The sequence below is a fragment of the Burkholderia sp. SR8 genome, from assembly GCF_052851275.1.
The window spans coordinates 44,364-63,576 of the sequence record NZ_JAULUC010000024.1; the positions used below are offsets into that span (position 1 = coordinate 44,364).

15 protein-coding genes are annotated in these 19,213 nt (G+C 67.8%); 1 reads left to right on the top strand and 14 read right to left on the bottom strand.

Annotated features, from left to right (window positions below; translation table 11 throughout):
- Positions 1-39 precede the first annotated feature (39 nt).
- Both Q3A80_RS25275 and Q3A80_RS25280 read right to left on the bottom strand, forming a co-directional pair.
- On the bottom strand, positions 40-4,743 hold the full coding sequence (locus tag Q3A80_RS25275; RefSeq protein WP_446331587.1) for a glutamate synthase-related protein: 4,704 nt from the start codon (positions 4,741-4,743) through the stop codon (positions 40-42).
- A 290-nt stretch (positions 4,744-5,033) separates the two neighbouring features.
- Positions 5,034-5,747, bottom strand: a complete 714-nt coding sequence (locus Q3A80_RS25280) for a transposase (protein ID WP_006752972.1) — start codon at positions 5,745-5,747, stop codon at positions 5,034-5,036.
- A 193-nt stretch (positions 5,748-5,940) separates the two neighbouring features.
- On the opposite strand from Q3A80_RS25280, the gene Q3A80_RS25285 reads away from it, so the two are divergent.
- A complete protein-coding gene (locus Q3A80_RS25285; RefSeq protein ID WP_446331588.1) occupies positions 5,941-6,672 on the top strand; it encodes an OmpW/AlkL family protein in 732 nt (243 codons plus the stop codon).
- A 176-nt stretch (positions 6,673-6,848) separates the two neighbouring features.
- Here the strand turns inward: Q3A80_RS25285 and ugpQ are convergent, their stop codons facing one another.
- From ugpQ to Q3A80_RS25345, 12 genes are all read right to left on the bottom strand, one after another.
- The gene (ugpQ, locus tag Q3A80_RS25290; RefSeq protein ID WP_446331589.1) at positions 6,849-7,616 is read right to left on the bottom strand and encodes a glycerophosphodiester phosphodiesterase; all 768 of its coding nucleotides are present in this window, start codon (positions 7,614-7,616) and stop codon (positions 6,849-6,851) included.
- A gap of 28 nt (positions 7,617-7,644) precedes the next feature.
- Complete coding sequence (locus Q3A80_RS25295; protein WP_446331590.1) at positions 7,645-8,730, bottom strand: sn-glycerol-3-phosphate import ATP-binding protein UgpC; 1,086 nt, start codon at positions 8,728-8,730, stop codon at positions 7,645-7,647.
- 30 nt (positions 8,731-8,760) lie between these two features.
- A complete protein-coding gene (ugpE, locus tag Q3A80_RS25300; protein WP_446331591.1) occupies positions 8,761-9,606 on the bottom strand; it encodes a sn-glycerol-3-phosphate ABC transporter permease UgpE in 846 nt (281 codons plus the stop codon).
- Positions 9,603-10,487, bottom strand: coding sequence for a sn-glycerol-3-phosphate ABC transporter permease UgpA (ugpA, locus tag Q3A80_RS25305; protein WP_446331592.1), 885 nt, complete (start codon positions 10,485-10,487; stop codon positions 9,603-9,605). Before ugpA ends, ugpE begins: the two co-directional genes overlap by 4 nt.
- A 98-nt stretch (positions 10,488-10,585) precedes the next feature.
- Positions 10,586-11,920: a sn-glycerol-3-phosphate ABC transporter substrate-binding protein UgpB gene (gene ugpB / locus Q3A80_RS25310; protein ID WP_446331593.1), complete on the bottom strand. Its 1,335-nt coding sequence runs from the start codon at positions 11,918-11,920 to the stop codon at positions 10,586-10,588.
- A 90-nt stretch (positions 11,921-12,010) separates the two neighbouring features.
- Entirely contained in the window at positions 12,011-13,219 is a 1,209-nt protein-coding gene (locus tag Q3A80_RS25315) for a deoxyguanosinetriphosphate triphosphohydrolase (protein ID WP_446331594.1), read from the bottom strand.
- A gap of 41 nt (positions 13,220-13,260) precedes the next feature.
- The gene (gene aroB, locus Q3A80_RS25320; protein ID WP_446331595.1) at positions 13,261-14,340 is read right to left on the bottom strand and encodes a 3-dehydroquinate synthase; all 1,080 of its coding nucleotides are present in this window, start codon (positions 14,338-14,340) and stop codon (positions 13,261-13,263) included.
- Complete coding sequence (locus Q3A80_RS25325; RefSeq protein ID WP_446331612.1) at positions 14,337-14,891, bottom strand: shikimate kinase; 555 nt, start codon at positions 14,889-14,891, stop codon at positions 14,337-14,339. Before Q3A80_RS25325 ends, aroB begins: the two co-directional genes overlap by 4 nt.
- Before the next feature lie 40 nt (positions 14,892-14,931).
- Positions 14,932-16,605, bottom strand: coding sequence for a type IV pilus secretin PilQ (locus Q3A80_RS25330; RefSeq protein WP_446331596.1), 1,674 nt, complete (start codon positions 16,603-16,605; stop codon positions 14,932-14,934).
- Positions 16,602-17,471, bottom strand: a complete 870-nt coding sequence (locus Q3A80_RS25335) for a pilus assembly protein (RefSeq protein ID WP_446331597.1) — start codon at positions 17,469-17,471, stop codon at positions 16,602-16,604. Before Q3A80_RS25335 ends, Q3A80_RS25330 begins: the two co-directional genes overlap by 4 nt.
- Positions 17,468-18,103: a fimbrial protein gene (locus Q3A80_RS25340; protein ID WP_446331598.1), complete on the bottom strand. Its 636-nt coding sequence runs from the start codon at positions 18,101-18,103 to the stop codon at positions 17,468-17,470. The genes Q3A80_RS25335 and Q3A80_RS25340 overlap by 4 nt, the downstream gene beginning before the upstream one ends.
- Positions 18,100-19,023, bottom strand: coding sequence for a competence protein ComA (locus Q3A80_RS25345; protein WP_446331599.1), 924 nt, complete (start codon positions 19,021-19,023; stop codon positions 18,100-18,102). The genes Q3A80_RS25340 and Q3A80_RS25345 overlap by 4 nt, the downstream gene beginning before the upstream one ends.
- Positions 19,024-19,213 lie beyond the last annotated feature (190 nt).

A 19,213-nucleotide genomic window follows, 5' to 3' on the forward strand; every position in this document is an offset into this window, starting at 1 on the left:
CAATCATGCGCGCGCGGCAGTCGCTATGTCGTTCGTCGCTCAGGCGGCCAGCACTTCCTTCGCCGCCTTCTTCGCACCGATCTCGCCCAGCGCGCGCTTGTATTCGTGCGGGAACACCTTCACGAACTGGCGGCGCGCCGCGTCCCAGTTTTCCAGCAGCGACTTCGCGCGCGGCGAACCCGTGAACTGGAAATGACGCTCGACGAGCCCCTTGAGCAGCGCTTCGTCCGTCGTGCCCTCGTGCCAGAGTGCGCGGTCGACCGTGCGCTCCTGCTCGGCCTGCTGCAGCACCGGCTCGAGCGCGACCATCGACTTGTTGCACTTGGCTGCGAACGTGCCTTCCGGATCGTAGATGTACGCGAGACCGCCCGACATGCCGGCCGCGAAGTTGCGCCCGGTTTCGCCGAGCACGACGACCGTGCCGCCCGTCATGTATTCGCAGCCGTGGTCGCCCGTGCCTTCGACGACCGCCGTCGCGCCCGAGTTGCGCACGCAGAAGCGCTCGCCCGCGACCCCGCGGAAGAAGGCTTCGCCTTCGATCGCGCCGTACATCACCGTGTTGCCGCAGATGATGTTTTCCTCGGACTTGCCGCGGAAGTCGTTGGTCGGACGGATGATGATCCGGCCGCCCGACAGGCCCTTGCCGACGTAGTCGTTGCCGTCGCCGACGAGGTCGAGCGTCACGCCCTTCGCGAGGAACGCGCCGAAGCTCTGGCCGGCCGTGCCCTTCAGCTGGATGTGCACCGCGTCGTCCGCCAGGCCGTCGTGGCCGTGCTTCTTGGCGATCACGCCCGACAGCATCGCGCCGACCGTCCGGTTCACGTTGCGCACCGGCTGGATGAACGACACATGCTCGCCGTTCTCGATCGCGGCCTTCGCCTTCTCGATCAGCACGTGGTCGAGCGCGCGCTCGAGGCCGTGATCCTGCACGTCGACGTGACGCGGCGCGACGTCCTCGCATTCTTCCGGCTGGTAGAACACGCGCGAGAAGTCGAGGCCCTTCGCCTTCCAGTGCTCGATGCCCTTGCGCGTGTCGAGCAGGTCGGCACGGCCGATCAGGTCGTCGAACTTCGCGACGCCGAGCTGCGCCATGATCTCGCGCACTTCTTCGGCGACGAAGAAGAAGTAGTTCACGACGTGCTCGGGCTGGCCCTTGAACTTCGCACGCAGCACCGGATCCTGCGTCGCGACGCCGACCGGGCACGTGTTCAGGTGGCACTTGCGCATCATGATGCAGCCTTCGACGACGAGCGGCGCCGTCGCGAAGCCGAATTCGTCCGCGCCGAGCAGCGCGCCGATCACGACGTCGCGGCCCGTCTTCATCTGGCCGTCGGCCTGCACGCGGATCCGGCCGCGCAGGCGGTTCAGCACCAGCGTCTGCTGCGTTTCGGCGAGGCCGAGTTCCCACGGCGTGCCCGCATGCTTGACCGACGACAGCGGCGATGCGCCCGTGCCGCCGTCGTGGCCGGCGATCACGACGTGATCGGCCTTCGCCTTCGCGACACCAGCCGCGACCGTGCCGACACCGACTTCCGACACCAGCTTCACCGAGATGCTCGAGCTCGGGTTCACGTTCTTCAGGTCGTGGATCAGTTGCGCCAGATCCTCGATCGAGTAGATGTCGTGGTGCGGCGGCGGCGAGATCAGGCCGACGCCCGGCACCGAGTAACGCAGCTTGCCGATGTATTCGGACACCTTGTGGCCCGGCAGCTGGCCGCCTTCGCCCGGCTTCGCGCCCTGCGCCATCTTGATCTGGATCTGGTCGGCCGATGCCAGGTACTCGGCGGTGACGCCGAAGCGGCCCGACGCGACCTGCTTGATCTTCGAGCGCAGCGAATCGCCGTCCTTCAGCGGAATGTCGCTGACGATCTCGTCGCCGATCACCGACTTCAGCGTCTCGCCCGCCTTGATCGGAATGCCGCGCAGTTCGTTGCGGTAGCGCTTCTCGTCCTCGCCGCCTTCGCCGGTGTTCGACTTGCCGCCGATCCGGTTCATCGCGATCGCGAGCGTCGCGTGCGCTTCGGTGCTGATCGAACCGAGCGACATCGCGCCGGTCGCGAAGCGCTTCACGATTTCCTTCGCCGGCTCGACGTTTTCGATCGGGATCGCCTTGGTCGGCTCGACCTTGAACTCGAACAGGCCGCGGAACGTCATGTGACGCTTGGTCTGGTCGTTGATCAGGTGCGCGTATTCCTTGTACGTCTGGTACGAGTTGCTGCGCGTCGCGTGCTGGAGCTTCGCGATCGAGTCCGGCGTCCACATGTGGTCTTCGCCGCGCACGCGATACGCGTACTCGCCGCCCGCGTCGAGCATGTCGCGCAGGACCGGGTTGTCGCCGAATGCATCGCGGTGCAGGCGGATCGCTTCTTCCGCGACCTCGAACAGGCCGATGCCGCCGACCTTCGATGCCGTGCCCTTGAAGTACTTCTCGACGAGGTCGCTCGACAGGCCGAGCGCTTCGAAGATCTGCGCGCCCGTGTACGACATGTACGTCGAGATGCCCATCTTCGACATCACCTTCTGCAGGCCCTTGCCGACCGCCTTCGTGAAGTTGTAGACGGCCTTCTCCGGCGACAGGTCGCCCGGCAGCCCCTCGGCCATCTGCGCGAGCGTTTCCATCGCGAGGTACGGGTGCACGGCTTCCGCGCCGTAGCCCGCGAGCAGTGCGAAGTGGTGCGTCTCACGTGCGGAGCCCGTCTCGACGACGAGGCCCGTGCTCGTGCGCAGCCCTTGCTGGACGAGGTGCGTGTGGATCGCCGACGTGGCGAGCAGCGCCGGGATCGCGACGTGCTCGGCGTCCGTCTTGCGGTCCGACACGATCAGGATGTTGTAGCCCGACTTCACCGCGTCGACGGCTTCCGCGCACAGCGACGCGAGGCGCGCCTCGATGCCTTCCTTGCCCCATGCGACCGGATAGCAGATGTTCAGTTCGTACGCGCTGAACTTGCCGCCCGTGTACTGGTCGATCGCGCGGATCTTCGCGATGTCCTTGAAGTCGAGCACCGGCTGCGACACTTCGAGACGCATCGGCGGGTTGATGTTGTTGGTGTCGAGCAGGTTCGGCTTCGGGCCGATGAACGACACGAGCGACATCACCATGTTCTCGCGGATCGGGTCGATCGGCGGGTTCGTGACCTGCGCGAACAGCTGCTTGAAGTAGTGATAGAGCGTCTTGTTCTTGTTCGACATCACCGCGAGCGGCGAGTCGTTGCCCATCGAGCCGACGGCTTCCTCGCCCTGCTGCGCCATCGGCGCCATCAGGAACTTCAGGTCTTCCTGCGTATAGCCGAACGCCTGCTGGCGGTCGAGCAGCGCGGCGCCCTGCGTGCGGCCGGCCGCGACTTCCTCGGCCTTCGGCTCGATCTCGTCGAGCTTGATGCGCACGGCGTCGATCCAGCTCTTGTACGGCTTCGCGTTCGCGAGGTTGTCCTTGAGCTCCTTGTCGTCGATGATGCGGCCGTGCTCCATGTCGATCAGGAACATCTTGCCCGGCTGCAGGCGCCACTTCTTGACGATCTTCGATTCGGGGATCGGCAGCGTGCCGGCTTCCGACGCCATGATGACGAGGTCGTCGTCCGTGACGATGTAGCGCGCCGGACGCAGGCCGTTACGGTCGAGCGTCGCGCCGATCTGGCGGCCGTCGGTGAACGCGATCGCGGCGGGGCCGTCCCACGGCTCCATCATCGCGGCGTGGTACTCGTAGAACGCGCGGCGGTTCTCGTCCATCAGCGTGTGCTGTTCCCACGCTTCCGGGATCATCATCATCACCGCGTGCACGAGCGGGTAGCCGGCCATCACCAGCAGTTCGAGACAGTTGTCGAACGATGCGGTGTCCGACTGGCCCGGGTAGATCAGCGGCCACAGCTTCGGCAGGTCGTCGGCGAGCACGTGCGACGCGATCGCGCCGGTACGCGCGTTCAGCCAGTTCACGTTGCCCTTCACGGTGTTGATCTCGCCGTTGTGCGCGATCATCCGGTACGGGTGAGCCAGTTCCCACGCCGGGAACGTGTTGGTCGAGAAGCGCTGGTGCACGAGCGCGAGCGCAGACACGACGCGCTCGTCCTGCAGGTCGCGGTAGTACACGCCGACCTGGCCCGCGAGCAGCAGCCCCTTGTAGACGACCGTGCGCGCCGACATCGACGGCACGAAGTATTCCTTGCCGTGCTTGAGCTTCAGCGCCTGGATGCGGTGGCTCGCGGTCTTGCGGATCACGTACAGCTTCCGCTCGAGCGCGTCGGTCACCATGATGTCCTTGCCGCGGCCGATGAAGATCTGGCGGATCAGCGGCTCGCTCGCCTTGACCGTCGGCGAGATCGGCATCGCATGGTCGACCGGCACGTCGCGCCAGCCGAGCACGACCTGGCCTTCGGCGCGCACCGTCCGCTCGAGCTCCTGCTCGCACGCGAGACGCGATGCGTTTTCCTTCGGCAGGAAGATCATCCCGACCCCATATTCTCCGGCCGGCGGCAGCGTCACGCCCTGCTTCGACATTTCCTCGCGATAGAACGCGTCCGGAATCTGGATCAGGATGCCCGCGCCGTCGCCCATCAGCGGATCGGCACCGACCGCGCCGCGGTGATCGAGGTTCTCGAGGATCTTCAGACCCTGCTGAATGATCTCGTGGCTCTTCTTGCCCTTGATGTGAGCGACGAAGCCGACGCCACAGGCGTCGTGTTCGTTTTGCGGGTCGTACAGACCTTGTGCGGCGGGCACCGCGGCGAGCGGCTGCTGGTGGTCGTTCATGGGGACACCGTCGTAAAGGGGCCTCGAGGGCCGTTGAACCATTTTTTTGTTGCCGTCGTTCCCGCTCCCGACGGGAGACGGCACGGCCGACAGTGGATGGGCGAACTTCGCCCGGGGCCACCGGAATTCGGAATATACGCGACGAATCAAAGGAATAGCAACAAAAACCGCTTGATTGAACCCCAATTAAACGCATGCCTCGATCTGGTGCTGTTTTATTGGGGCCGTATCGTTTTGGTGCAAAAAGAAGCGGCGCCCGCAGCGCCGCCTCGTGGTCCGCTTCTCCCGCTTTACTGCTGGATCGGCGGCGTGTTTTCACGCACCTTTCTGGGGCGTCCGCGCGGCAGCGGCGACACGCGGCGATTCGCGGTGCGCGCCGCCCACTCGCGGTAGTTCTCGCCGCCGAGTACCCATCCCTTCAGCGTCGCCTGCTGGAGTTGATCGGCCTGCCGCTCGTCGAGCGGCTGCTCGCACAGCTCCTTGTACGCGCGCTGACGGTCGAACGGCGTGTTGCCGAGCGCCCAGTAGAGCGGATGGTCGGTGATCAGACTGTCGACGGTGAGCCCGACGTGGTGCCGGTAGCTCGACCAACGATAGGCGTCGGGCGTCGCGACCAGCTGCGCGCGCACCGGGCTCATCTCGACCACGCGGCTCGCGAGCAGGAAGTAGCGCTCGCCTTCGATGACCGTCGCGCGATAGCGGCCTTCCCACAGCGTGCCGCGGCGCGAGTACCGCCGGTTGAAATGGGCGACGTAGCGCCGGCCGACCGCCTGCATCGCCTTCGGCAGGCTCGCCTCGTCGCTCGGCGTCACGAGAAGTTGCACCTGCCGCGGGAGCAGCACATAGGCATGCACCGACAGGTGGTGATCGCGTGCCGCGGCCTTCAGACAATCGATGAAAAGCTCGTAGTCCTGGTCGTCGACGAACGCGGGTTGCTGATCCAGGCCGCGCAGTATCACGTGCTGCGGCTGGTCGGGAACGTAGAGTCGTGCTAACCGTGCCATGCTGAATGTCCGTTTGAACGCGTTAGGAAATACCCGGAGGTCCGAAATTACGCATCTGCGTAGAATGCCTGTCCCTGCGGGGCGCGGAAGCGTACGGTCGTGCGAATCCTAGGGAGAAAGCTCTAACTTGCGAGCTTGTTTGGTTTTAAACGCAGTCGTCATAATGAGCACGCCTTTGATCGGAGGAGACACAATGAAACGAAAACTGGCCATTACGGGGGCCGCAGCGCTCGCATTCGCAGTTGCGGGCGGTACGGCACACGCACAATCTGCAGGTGATTTCTACGTCAGCACCGGCTGGCTGCACCTTTCGCCGCAGGACAGCAGCGATCCGCTGTTCGTCTACGGCGTAGGCGGCACGCCCATCAATCAGTCGATTCCCAACACCGGCGCCGGCATCAACGACGCCGATACGCTGGGGCTCGCAGCGGGTTACTTCGTCACCGACCACATCTCCACCGAGCTCGTCATGGGGATCCCGCCGAAGTTCGACATTACCGGCAAGGGTCAGTTCGAAAAGTTCGGCGTACTCGGCCGTGCGTACCAGTGGAGCCCAGCCCTGCTGCTTCGCTACCACTTCAACGACGCCAACGCGAAGTTCCGTCCGTATGTCGGCATCGGCGCCACGTATGTCTGGTTCACCGGCGCGAAGATCACCAACGGCGCGTTCGAAAACGGCGTGCTCGGCGGCCCGACCAGCGCGACCACCAGCAACCAGTGGGCGCCCGTCTTCAACGCCGGCTTCACGTACAACTTCACGAAACACTGGTTCGCGGGCCTGTCGCTGTCGTACATCCCGGTCAGCGTCACCGCGACCTTCACGACGGCCCGCCGCACGCCGGTCGGCACGCTGACCGAGACGTCGAAAGCCCATATCTCGCTCAACCCGATCGTCACGTACCTCAACGTCGGCTACCGCTTCTAAGCGTAGTCGAATATTTGGGGAATGGTTAATCCTGCTGCAATTTGTAGCGGATTTTTCCTGGCGTAACGTCTCCACGATGCAAAACGCCCCGGCGGGAATCCCGTCGGGGCGTCGTTTTTTCGCATCAGGCACGTTCCGCGCAAGGGTTTCACCGGAGGCCAGCCCGGCCATGGCCGTCAGACGACGTCGATGTCGTCCAGCGCATCGTGTGCGATCAGGTCGATGCGGTCCGTGCAGACGGCATCGACGCCCCAGCGCGCGAGTTCGCGTGCCCGCGCGAGGTCGTTCACCGTGTACACCAGGATGCGCAGCCCGGCGGCCTTGATCGCGCGCACGAGCGGTTCGTCGAGTGCGTTGTGGTTGGCGTGCAGCGACACGCAATCGAGCGCGCCGACCTGCGCGTGCCAGTCATCCGGAATCGCGTCGTACAGCATCCCGCGCGGCAACGCGGGCGCGACGGCGCGCGCCTGTTCAAGCGCGTCGAACGAGAACGACGACAGCAGCGGCGGCACGGCCGCGCCGTGCCAGTACGCGGCCGCGTCGGCAGCCACCCGGCGGCCGGTGTCGCGTTCGCGGCCCGGGCACGGCTTGATCTCGACGTTCGCGGCGAGCCCGTGCGCGATACAGCGCGCGGCCGCCGCCTCGAACGTCGGCATCCGCTCGCCCGCGAAGCGCGCGTCGAACCACGCGCCCGCGTCGAGCGCGGCCAGCGCCGCATAACGCATGCCCGCGGCCGCGCCGCTGCCGTTCGACGTGCGGTCGACCGTGTCGTCGTGCAGCAGGAAGGTCACATCGTCGGCGGACAGCTTCGCGTCGAATTCGACCATCCGGTGACCGCGCCGCGCGCCTTCGTCGAGTGCGGCGAGCGTGTTTTCCGGCGCGAGCGTGCCGCCGCCGCGATGGGCGACGACGCGCGGATAGGGCCAGTCGGAGCGGGTTGTCATCGTGAGCCTCGTCACGCGTTCGTCAGGTTCAGCCGGCACGCTTGCCGGTCTCGGGATCGAAGAAGTGCAGCCGGTGCGCAGGCAGCGCGGCGCCCAGGGCCGTGCCGCGCGCCGGACGATCCGCATGCGGCAGCCGCACTGCGACGTCGTGATTGCCCCAGCGGCCGTGCGCGAGGTTGTCCGCACCGAGCAGTTCGCACGAGTCGACCGGCAGCGTCGCGTGCGCGACGCCCGGCTGCGGCGTCATGTGCTCCGGCCGCACGCCGAGCACCCAGTCGCGGCCGGTCGCGATCGTGCTGCCGATGCCCGGCGCGCCGGCGACCGGCAGCGCCGGGCCGCCGCCCGCGACCGTGAACGTCGTGCCGTCCTCCGACAGCCGTCCGTGCATCAGGTTCATCGCCGGCGAGCCGATGAAGCCCGCGACGAACACCGTCGCCGGCTTCTCGTACACGTCGACCGGCGCACCGATCTGCTCGGCGTAGCCGCGGTTCATCACGATCACGCGCTGCGCGAGCGTCATCGCCTCGATCTGGTCGTGCGTCACGTACACGCTCGTCGTCGCGAGCCGCGCATGCAGCCGCTGGATCTCGAGCCGCATCTGCACGCGCAGCTTCGCATCGAGGTTCGACAGCGGCTCGTCGAACAGGAACACCGACGGCTCGCGCACGATTGCGCGGCCCATCGCGACGCGCTGGCGCTGGCCGCCCGACAGCTCGCGCGGGCGCCGCGCGAGCAGCGGCTCGAGTTCGAGGATCTTCGCGGCCGCGGCCACCCGCGCGTCGATCGCCGCACGCTCGATGCCGCGGATCTTCAGCCCGTAGCCCATGTTCTGCGCGACCGTCATGTGCGGGTACAGCGCATAGTTCTGGAACACCATCGCGATGTCGCGATCTTTCGGCTCCAGCGTGTTCACCACGCGCTCGCCGATCGCGATCTCGCCGTCCGTCACCGTCTCGAGCCCCGCGATCATTCGCAGCAGCGTCGACTTGCCGCAGCCCGACGGGCCGACCAGCACGATGAATTCGCCGTCGGCGATCTCCACGTCGATGCCGTGCAGCACATGCTGCTTGCCGTCGTAGGATTTCCTGACGCCCTTCAAGCTCAGCGCAGCCATACTTGGTCCTTCTCCCGGTTGCGGTGGGGGTTATTTTTCGGAATCGACGAGGCCGCGCACGAACCAGCGCTGCATCGCCAGCACGACGACGAGCGGCGGAATCATCGCCAGCAGCGTCGCCGCCATCACGTACTGCCATTCGGTCGCGGCGTCGCCGCTCGCGATCATCGTCTTGATGCCGACCACCGCCGTCGACAGCGACGCCTCCGTCGTGATCAGGATCGGCCACAGATACTGGTTCCAGCCGTAGATGAACGTGATCACGAACAGCGCCGCGATGCTCGTCTTCGACAGCGGCAGCACGACGTCCCGGAAAAAGCGCAGCGGCCCCGCGCCGTCGATGCGCGCGGCGTCCATCAGCTCGTCGGGCAGCGTCATGAAGAACTGGCGGAACAGGAACGTCGCGGTCGCCGATGCGATCAGCGGCAGCGTGAGCCCCGCGTAGGTGTTCGTCATGTGCAGCGTCGACACGACCTGCACGGTCGGGAAGATCCGCACCTCGACGGGCAGCATCAGCGTGATGAAGATCAGCCAGAACGCCGTGTTGCGGAACGGGAAGCGGAAATAGACGATCGCGTACGCGGACAGGATCGACACCGCGATCTTGCCGACCGCGATCCCGAGCGCCATCACGAAGCTGTTGACGAGCAGCCGGCCGAACGGCGCCGTCGTGCCGCCGCTGCCGTGCCCCCAGATGTACGCGATGTTCTCGAGCAGATGCGTGCTCGGCACGAGCGACAGCGGGATCGTGAACACTTCCTGCGCGTTCATCGTCGCCGCGCAGAACGCGACGTACACGGGGAACACGATCAGCACGATGCCCGCGATCAGCACCGCGTGGCAGAACAGGTCGAAGCCCTTGCGATTTTCGATCATGCGTATTGCACCCTGCGTTCGACGAAGCGGAACTGGATCACCGTGAGCCCGACGACGATGATCATCAGCACGACCGACTGCGCGCCCGAGCTGCCGATGTCGAGCCCCTGGAAGCCTTCCGTGAAGATCTTGTAGATCAGCGTCTTCGTGCTTTGCGCGGGACCGCCCGCGGTGGCCGCATCGATCACCGGGAACGTGTCGAAGAACGCGTACACGAGGTTCACGACCAGCAGGAAGAAGCTCGTCGGCGACAGCAGCGGCAGCACGATGTTGAAGAAACGCCGCACCGGGCCGGCGCCGTCGATCGCCGCCGCCTCGATCAGCGAGCGCGGGATCGCCTGCAGCCCCGCGTAGAAGAACAGGAAGTTGTAGCTCACCTGCTTCCACACCGACGCGAGCACGACGAGGAACATCGCCTGGCCGCCGTTCAGCGCGTGGTTCCACACGATGCCGCCCTTCGCGAGCGCATAGGTGACGAGGCCGATGCTCGGGTTGAACAGGAACGCCCACAGCACGGCCGCGATCGTCGGCGCGACCGCGTACGGCCAGATCAGCAGCGTGCGGTACACGCGCGCGCCGCGGATCACGCGGTCGGCGCACGCGGCGAGCAGCAGCGACACGACGAGCCCGCTCACCGTCACGAGCGAGCTGAACACCAGCGTCGTGCGGAACGAGTCGAGATACAGCGGATCGGCGAACAGGTGCGTGAAGTTCGCGAGGCCAACGAATTCGCTCGACGTGCCGAACGCGTCCTGCATCTGCGTCGACTGCCACAGCGCGACGCCGGCCGGCCACAGGAAGAACACGGCGGTGATCGCGAGCTGCGGCGCGATCAGCAGGTACGGCAGCAGGCTCGCGCCGAAACGGGAACGGGATTGCATCGCGGGTGTCCGGAGGCGAAACGGAAAGGGAACCGCGCCGCCGGCCCGCACGCGCGCATGCGCGACGCGGCGGCCGGCGGCACGAACGCGATGCGGGCTCAGCCGCCCGACTTCTCGAAGCGGCGCAACAGCTCGTCGCCGCGCGACGCGGCCGAATCGAGCGCATCCTTCGGCGACTTCTTCTGCGCCCAGACCTGCTCGAGCTCCTCGTCGACGACCGTGCGGATCTGCGGCATGTTGCCCAGACGCAGCCCCTTCGTGTAAGGCAGCGGCGGCTTGTTCATCATCTGCTTGATCGCGGTCTCCGCGCTCGGGTTCTTCGCATAGAAGCCCTGCTGGCGCGTGAGGTCGTACGCGGCCGTCGTGACCGGCAGGTAGCCGGTTTCCTGGTGCCACTTCGCGGCGATCGGCGGCGACGCGAGGAACGCGAGGAATTTCGCGACGCCCTTGTAGGTCGCCGGATCCTTGCCGGCCAGCACCCACAGGCTCGCGCCGCCGATGATCGCGTTCTGCGGCGCGCCCTTCACGTTCGCGTCGTACGGCATCATGCCGGTGCCGTAGCTGAACTTCGCGAACTTCTGCACGTTCGCGAGCGCGCCCGACGACGTCGTCAGGATCCCGCAGTCGCCGCTGTAGAACTTCGCCGACGCTTCGTCCTTGCGGCCCGCGTACGTGAACGTGCCGTCCTTCGCCATCTGCTGCAGGAACGCGATATGGGCGATCTGCTGCGGCTTGTTGAACTCGAGCACCGCGTCGGTGCCGTCGAAGCCGTTGTTGCGGCTCGCGAACGGCAGCGCATGCCACGCACTGTAGTTCTCGAGCTGGATCCAGCCCTGCCAGCCGGTCGTGAAGCCGCACGCCATCCCGGACTTGCGCAGCTTCTCCGCGTCGGCCTGCACGTCGGCCCACGTCTTCGGCGGCTGGTTCGGATCGAGGCCGGCCTTCTTGAACGCGTCCTTGTTGTAGTACAGCACCGGCGTCGAGCTGTTGAACGGCATCGACACGAGGTGACCCGTCTTCGCGTCGCTGTAGTAGCTCGCGATGGTGGGCACGAACGCCTTTTCGTCGAGCGGCACGCCGGCCTGCTTGAACACGTCGTAGACCGGCACGACGGCCTTCTTCGCCTGCATCATCGTCGCGGTGCCGACTTCGTAGACCTGGAGGATCGCCGGCGCGTTGCCGCTGCGATAGGCGGCGATGCCCGCCGCGAGCGCCTGGTCGTAGGTGCCCTTGAAGACCGGCACGATCTTGTAGTCGCTCTGCGACGCGTTGAACTGCGCGGCGATCTCGTTCACGCGCTCGCCGAGCGCCGACTCCATCGCGTGCCAGAACTGGATTTCCGTCACGGCGAACGCCGCATGCTGCACACCGAACATCAACGCGCCGGCAAGCGCGATCGAGCGAACCGTGGTCCCCGCGGGCTTCTTCTTCATCGACCTCTCTCCTGTGAAAACGTTACCAACAGCGTGTGCAACATTCCCGTCGCCATTGAACCGGCGAAGTCTAGTGATCGTTTGTGACAGTCAGTTGTCGTTGATGACGAACAGCCGCTGATATTCCTTCAGCGCGAAGCGGTCCGTCATGCCGGCGATGTAGTGCGCGACGAGGCGCGGCTGCTGCGCTTCGTCGTCCGACTGGTACGGCGGCGGCAGCAGGCGCGGATCGTCGATGAACGCGTCGAACAGCCCCGTGACGACGCGCTGCGCCTTGTTCGCCATGCGCATCACCTTGTAGTGGCGATACAGGTTCTTGAACAGGAAACGCTTGAGCGCGGCCGCCTGCGCGGCGACCGCCTCGCTGTGCGCGACGAGCGGCGGCGCGGCGCGCACGTCGTCGAGCGAGGCGGGCGCGACGCGCGCGAGATTGCGCGTGGTCTCGTCGATCAGGTCGACGATCAGCGTGTTGATGATGCGGCGCACCGTCTCGTGCACGAGGCGGCGGCCTTCGAGATGCGGGAATTCGGCGAGCGCGGCGTCGTAGTGGCGCTGCCACAGCTCGACTTCGGCGAGCTGCTCGATCGTGATCAGGCCGGAGCGCAGGCCGTCGTCGACGTCATGGTTGTTGTACGCGATTTCGTCGGCGATGTTCGCGAGCTGCGCCTCCAGCGACGGCTGCCGCCCTTGCAGGAAACGCTCGCCGAGCGCGCCGAGCTTGCGCGCGTTCTCGCGCGAGCAGTGCTTGAGGATGCCTTCGCGCGTCTCGAAGCACAGGTTCAGGCCATTGAATGCGCCGTAGTGCTCCTCGAGCTCGTCGACGACGGCGAGACTCTGCAGGTTGTGCTCGAAGCCGCCGTGCTCGCGCATGCACGCGTTCAACGCGTCCTGCCCGGCATGGCCGAACGGCGTATGGCCGAGATCGTGCGCGAGCGAGATCGCTTCGACCAGATCCTCGTTCAGGCGCAGGTTGCGTGCGACCGACCGCGCGATCTGCGCGACTTCGAGGCTGTGCGTGAGGCGGGTGCGGAACAGGTCGCCTTCGTGATTGACGAAGACCTGCGTCTTGTATTCGAGCCGGCGGAATGCAGTGGAGTGCACGATGCGGTCGCGATCGCGCTGGAATTCGGTGCGCGCGGCCGGCGGCGTTTCCGGATGGCGACGGCCGCGCGACTGCGACGCGTGCGCGGCATATGGAGCGAGATGGGCTTCCAGCGCCGCCAGCGTCGGCGGCTCGGCCGGCGCCACGACGGATGCGCGGCCGGCCTCGGGCAGTTTGCTGCTGGATGTCTCGCTCACGTCTCCTCCATGTCAGGGGCGCCGGGGCATCCGGAGCGCCGTTACCGGGTCGTTTGCGCCAGGGTGGCGAACACGGCTTCGTCGGGTGCCTGCGTGATCAGCGTATCGCCGAATCGCTTCAGCAGGATGAACTTGATCGCACCGGCCTCGGCCTTCTTGTCGACGCGCATCAGATCCATGTAGCGCGCATCGCCGAGCGCGGGGCCGCGAACCGGCAGGTGCGCGGCGGCAATCACCGCATCCAGCCGCTGCCGCGACGCTTCGTCGAGCAGGCCGAGCCGCACCGACAGGTCGCCGGCCATCACCATCCCGCAGCCGACCGCTTCGCCGTGCAGCCATTCGCCGTAGCCGAGCCCGGCTTCGATCGCATGACCGAACGTATGCCCGAAGTTCAGGATCGCGCGCAGGCCGCCTTCACGCTCGTCGGCCGCGACCACGCTTGCCTTGATTTCGCACGAGCGCTTCACCGCATGCGCGAGCGCGTCCGGCTCGCGGCGATTCAGCGCGTCGACGTTCGCCTCGATCCAGTCGAAGAATTCCGCATCGGCGATCGCGCCGGTCTTGATCACCTCGGCGACCCCGGCCGCCAGCTCGCGATCCGGCAGCGTGGTCAGCGCGCCGATATCGGCGATCACCGCCTGCGGCTGGTAGAACGCGCCGATCATGTTCTTGCCGAGCGGGTGATTGATGCCCGTCTTGCCGCCGACCGACGAATCGACCTGCGACAGCAGCGTCGTCGGCACCTGGATGAACGGCACGCCGCGCATGTAGCACGCCGCGGCGAAGCCGGTCATGTCGCCGATCACGCCGCCGCCGAGTGCGACGAGCGTGGTCTTGCGGTCGGCGCGCTCGGTCAGGAGCCCGTCGAAGATCAGGTTCAGCGTTTCCCAGTTCTTGTAGGCCTCGCCGTCCGGCAGCACGACCGTCGACACGCGCTTGCCGAGCGGCGCGAGCGCCGCGCGCAGCGCGTCGCCGTAGAGCGGCTCCACGGTCGTGTTCGTGACGATCGTGACCGACGAACCGGCGATGTGAGGGGCGAACAGTTCGGTGCGGCCGATCAGGCCGGCACCAATGTGAATCGGGTAGGCGCGGTCGCCCAGATCGACGTTGACGGTAATCATGCTTGTAGCGGCTTGGCGATGACGCCTGCGAGTTCGAGTTGCATCAGCACCATGTTGACGAGGCCGTTGACCGACGGGCGGCCGGTCTCGATGATGAAGTCCGCGCATTCGCGGTACAGCGGGTCGCGCACTTCGTAGAGCGCTTCGAGACGCGCCTTCGGATCGTCCGTCTGCAACAGCGGGCGGTTCTTGTCCTTGCGGGTACGCAGCCACAGATCGTGCGGATTGGCGCGCAGATAGATGACGATCCCGTTGGATTTCAGGCAGTCGCGATTTTCGGCACGCAGCACCGCGCCGCCGCCCGTCGCGAGCACGATGCTCTCGCGCTGCGTGAGCTCGGCGATCACGTGCGATTCGCGGTCGCGAAACCCGGCCTCGCCCTCCATTTCGAAGATCACCGGAATGCGCGCACCCGTGCGGGCCTCGATTTCGTGGTCGGAGTCGAAGAACGTCCTGTCGAGCCGGCGCGCGACCGCACGGCCCACGGTGGTCTTACCCGCTCCCATAAGGCCGACGAAAAATACGTTTGCATGTGGGTCCCGCGCTTGCAACGGCTTCCTCTGCTTGAATCTTGCTGGTGTGTGGCGCAGCTTACTGGCAAAGCGGCTGCCTTGTCGAGCCTGCGCCACCGGCTTCAGGCCCCGTTTTCTCGGCATCCGCGCCGCCTGCGCCGGCCGTGTCGCAACGCGCGCCGACGACCGTCGGCGTAATGAAGACGACCAGTTCGCTGCGCTGGTCGCGCCGCGCGCGGTGCCGGAAAAGCGCGCCGAGTACAGGTATTTTGCCCAAGAGCGGCACGCGCGTCACATCATCCCGGTTCAACTGCTCGTAAATCCCGCCGATCGCGACCGTCCCGCCGTCCTCGACCTCCACCCGCGTCTGCACGTGCTTGGTATGGATCGCCGGGCCGGCCGCGGTCGGCTCGCCGATGCTGTCCTTCGTCACGTCCAGGTCGAGCACGACACGCCCGTCGGGCGTGATCTGCGGCTCGACCTCGAGCTTCAGCGTCGCCCGGCGGAACTGCACACCGCTGACGCCATTGCCGACCTTGGCCTGGTACGGCAGCTCCGAGCCCTGTTCGACAATCGCCTTCACACGGTCGGCCGTTACCACGCGCGGGCTGGAGACGATCTGGCCCCGGCCTTGCGCCTCCAGCGCGCTCAGCTCGACGTCGAGCACGCGGCTGAGCGGCGCGGCGAACAGCGTGAAGCCGGCCGTTGCCGCGTCGAACCCGCCGAGCGGGCGCGCAGCGAAGTCGAGCGCATTGCGCGTGTCCGCCGCCGACGCCGTGCCGTCGGCCGACGGCGACCGTCCCTGCGCGCGCAGCGCGACGCGGGCGCCGAGGTTGCGCGAGAAGCCCTGTTCGCCTTCGACGATGCGCGCCTCGATCCGCACCTGTCGCGACGGCCGGTCGATCGCGTCGATCAGGTCCGCGATCTGTGCGATGCGCGGCGCCAGATCGGTGACGAACAACAGATTCATGCGCGCGTCGGCCGCCGCGGCGCCGCGTTTCGACAGCAAGCGCTGGCCGGTCGCCCCGGCCAGCAGCCGCTGCACCTCCTGCGCGCGCGGGTAATGTAGCGCGAACGTGCGGCTCGCGAGCGGCTCGAGCTCGGCCGCTCGCGCGTGGGTTTCGAAGCGCTCGCGCTCCCGGGCGGCGAGTTCGGCCGCCGGCGTGACCCAGATCACGTTGCCGCGCCGGGACATCGCGAGCCCGTGCGTGTCGAGCAGCGTGTCGAACGCGTCGCGCCAGCGGACATTGTTCAGACGCAACGTCACGGTGCCGCGCACCTGCTCGCCCACGATGATGTTGAGCCCGGTGAAGCGCGCCAGCGCGTCGAACGCGGCCGCGAGGCCGGCAGCCTGCAGGTTCAGCGAAATCCGCCGCGCGTCGTCGGGATCGCCGGAGTGCCGCGCCGCGGCGTCGCTCATGCGGGTCGGCGACGGTAACGGAACTGGCGGGCCTTCCAGCAACGGCGCCGGTGTCGCTGCGGGTGCCGCTGCCGCCGTGCCGGCCTGCAGCGCGGCGCGCGGCGCGTCGCCGAACGGCGACGGATCGGCGTGCGCCTGAGCCGGCTGCGGTGCGGCATCGGGCGCACCGTCGAGCGCGCCTTGCGGCAATGGAACGTCCGCCGTGCGTACCGGCATCGACGCGCTCGCCCACCCGGCCGGCGGCAAAGGGGGCAGCGGCGGCAGTGCGGCCTGGGATGCTGCCACGCGCAAGCCGGCCCAGAACGTGATCGCCCACCATCCGTACCGGATCATGGGCGCCCTCCATCGTCCACGACGAACCGGCGCGAGCCATCGGCCGTCGCGAGCGTCACGACACCGGCATCGACACGCGTCACGCGTGCCGCACCGAGCGCTTCGCCGGGCACGACCGCCGCGAACGTTCCGTCGCCGGAATCGAACAACGCGAGCCCGGCACGCGCGTCGCGGATCGTGCCGGCCAGACGCGGCGCCGGACCGTCGGACGCCGCGGGCAAACCCGCGCCGCCGAACGGATCGCCGTCCGGCGGACCGGCGACCTCCGGTACGGCGCCGCGCGGAGCCGAAAGCGCCGGCAGCGCCGCAAACACGTCGAGCGTCATGTCCATCCGGGCCTCCTGAGCTTTCCGCTCGATATGCAGTGCCGCCGGCACCGCGAGCACGCGCAGTCTCGCGAACCCGTCCATCAGCCGCAGCACGGCCGGAAAATCGCCGTCCGCGACGATTCGCATCGTGCGCCGGCCATCGGCCGCCGCGTCGTCCGTGCGCCGCGGTTCGATTGATGCAATACGCAACCCGCTCGCACCAGCCAGGTCGGCCAGCTCCAGTACCACCGCCGGCCACGTCGGCGCGGGTGGCGAATCGGCGGCGCGCACGGCGCCCGGGCCGGTATCGCGCGGCTGCGCGGCGTCCGCGAGCATCCGCTGCGCCGCGGCGGCGCGCGCCTGCGAGGTTGCCAACAGCGCGCGACTGCGCGCCAGTCCGCTCCAGTCGGCGGCATCCGTCAGATGAATGCCGCCCGCAATCACCGCCGTGAACGCCAGTGCGCAGCCCACGGCGTGCACGGTAGCCGGCGACACGCGCTTCACGCTGCCCGGCCACCCGGCACCGCCAGCTATCGACCGATGAACGATCGTCGTCATGCTCCGCCTCCTGTTGTCTTCTTCCGAGACGGCCCTTCATCCCAGCGCACCTGCACGGAGAACCTGAACGGCACGATCGAACCGCCGGCCGGCGTGGCCGAAGCCGGTGCGAGCTCGCCGATATCGAAGCGCCACCCGCGCTGCTCGGACGCGATCCGGGCAAGCCAGCGCGTAGCCGCCCGATAACTCGCGGCGCGCGCGTCGAGCACGGCGCCGGACGATGTCGCACGCAATGCGTCGAGCCGAACGGTGTCGTCGCGCGCTTGCGCCAGCGTGCCCAGCAGCCCGGCGATGCGCCGGTAAGGCACGGCCAGCACCGCTGCCTGCGCATCGCGTTGCGCGACGTCGGCTGACGCGCCGGCGGCGCGCCGTGCCGCATCGAGCTGCGGCTGCCATTGCCGCAGTTGCGCGTCCACTCGCGTCCGGTCCGCATCGACACGCCATCGCCATACGGTTTCCGCGCCCGTCCAAAGGCCGACGCCGAGCACGCCCAATACGATCGCCGCCCCGCACTGCGCGGCGCGGCGACGTCGCAGCGCGTGCGCGAGCCGCTCCCGGTAAGGCAGCAGATTGAAACCGCCGAGTGCGGGCTGGACGGTGGCGGTCGGCCTGAATCCCATATCGGCCGTCATTCCCATACTCCGCGAAGCGCCAGCCCGATCGCGAGCGCAAACGCCGGCCCGCCAGCGGCACCTGCAGAGCCACGCGGCAACCCGTCCCACCCGGTGCAGTCGAACGGCACCGCGGCCGCGCCGAGCGCGTCGCCGATGTCGGCGACCGACGTGCCGAAGCGCGCGATGCAGCGCTCGTCGCCAGCCACGAGCGCACAGCGCACCGTCCCGAACACGCACTGCCGCAATGCATCCGGAAACGCCGCCTGTACGTCGCCCGACACAGCGAGCACCGGTGCGGCGACCGGCCCGTCGACCCGCCAGCCGTGCACGCCCGCATCGCGGAACCAGAATGCGGCGTACGGGCCATGCGCGTCGTGCTCGAACCGCGCGGCGTAGCGCAGTGCGCGCAGCGCGGCGGCCGACTCGCCGTCGACGGCCGTCAGGTCGATGCCGGCCTGCGCGGCCACGTCGATCCGCCGCTCGATCAATGCCTGCGGCGCCACGGCGACCGCAATTTCGTCCGCGCACGCAGCGTCGTCCTGGCGCCAGTCGTACGCGAGACTGTCGGGCGCCAGCCCCGAGATCCGCTCGGCCGCCTGCCGGGCGGCGTCCGCGACGTCCTCGCGCCCCGCCAGATCGAGCGTCGCGGTCCGCATCTCGTCGTCGCGCAGCGCCATCACGCCGCGCGCGTCGCAGCGCACGCCCGCCGCCGACAGTCGCGATACCGCCGCCGCCAGCGCACGCGCAACCGCGGCCCAGCGCGCATCGTCCGGCCCATCGGCCAGCCCCACCGGCTCCCGCTCGAGCCCTTCGACACGCACGTCCGCGTCCCGGCCGCGGCGGCTCAGCACGGCCACCCTCACCTCGTGCGCCGCGACGTCGATCCCCGTCGAACGGCGCCTGCCCGGCGCGAACCGCGCCGCCCATCGTCCAGCCATCCCACCCTCCCGCGATCGTCGCGGCCCACGCCGCGTTTCCGAGGCCTGATTGTGCAAAGCGGCGCGTGTGCGCGACAGTCGGCCGAACGGCCGGTTGTCGCGCAGGCCGCCCGCGCGGACACTATGCCGGCGACACCGCGATCCGCTGCATTCCGGCGGGCGTCCCCCCGCGTCAGGACCGGTCTTACCG